The sequence below is a fragment of the Sphingomonas sp. CCH9-F2 genome (assembly GCF_001556735.1).
Lineage (GTDB): Bacteria > Pseudomonadota > Alphaproteobacteria > Sphingomonadales > Sphingomonadaceae > Sphingomonas > Sphingomonas ginsenosidimutans.
Window position 1 is genome coordinate 1 of sequence record NZ_LSJO01000515.1, and the last position, 836, is coordinate 836.

At 65.2% G+C, this 836-nt stretch carries 1 protein-coding gene; it reads left to right on the forward strand.

The genetic code is table 11. The features are described from left to right. The first annotated feature begins 200 nt into the window (after nucleotides 1-200). Nucleotides 201-776 (forward strand): RNA polymerase sigma factor, encoded by a 576-nt coding sequence (locus tag AX685_RS14615; protein WP_066489975.1) that lies wholly within the window; start codon nucleotides 201-203, stop codon nucleotides 774-776. Nucleotides 777-836 lie beyond the last annotated feature (60 nt).

An 836-nucleotide genomic window follows, 5' to 3' on the forward strand; every position in this document is an offset into this window, starting at 1 on the left:
CTGGTCAACAAAGGATACCCTCGCGTCGAAGGCCGGGCAGCAGCTAAGCCACAAGCGTCGGCGCATGTCTCAAGCATGTTCTCAACACCCGGCTTTCGCCCGCGAGCGCTCACGGTTGTGGGTCAGACGGGCATGCTCGACAGGTACAGCGCTAGGGACTGTAGGAAGGCGGTCTCCGCAAGTCGCCAATGGCGGCGCGGATGATCGGCGGCTTTCTCCGACCCGCCACCATTCCCCGGCTGGACGAGGATGATCCGCTGCCGCCGGAGGACCGCGTCGTTCGCCCCTCCCTGGCCCTGGACGATCTCTATCGTGTCCATGGGCCGCGGCTGCTACGCTATTTCTCCCGTCGCGCCGACCGGCAGGATGCCGGCGACCTCGTGCACGAGAGTTTCGTCCGTTTCGCGAACTCCGATGCCTGCCGCGAGCGGGCCATCGAATGCCCCGAGGCCTATCTCAACCAGATCGCCACGAACCTGCTGCGCGACCGCGCCAAGTCGGCCGTGCAGCGATCGCTCGCAAGCCATGTCGCGGCGGACGAAGTTCCCCTGGCCGGACCCGATCTGGTCGCGGCTCTCGAAGCGCGGGACAAGCTCAACCGGCTCCAGACCGCGTTGATGCGCCTGAAACCGAAGACCCGCGAGATATTCCTCGCTCACCGCCTCGACGGATTGAGCTACAAGCAGATCGCGGAGCGATCCGGCTTGAGCGTAAAAGGCGTCGAGTGGCACATGACGAAGGCAATTGATCATCTCGATCGAGTCCTGAGACGCTGATGGAGCAGCGAAGGATGGACCCCGGCGCGCCCGAGGCGGTGCGCGAGCAGGCGATCGCCT

Bases quoted from the DNA above. Each gene is read 5' to 3' on its own strand.
- AX685_RS14615 (WP_066489975.1), top strand. From the start codon at position 201: ATGATCGGCGGCTTTCTCCGACCCGCCACCATTCCCCGGCTGGACGAG.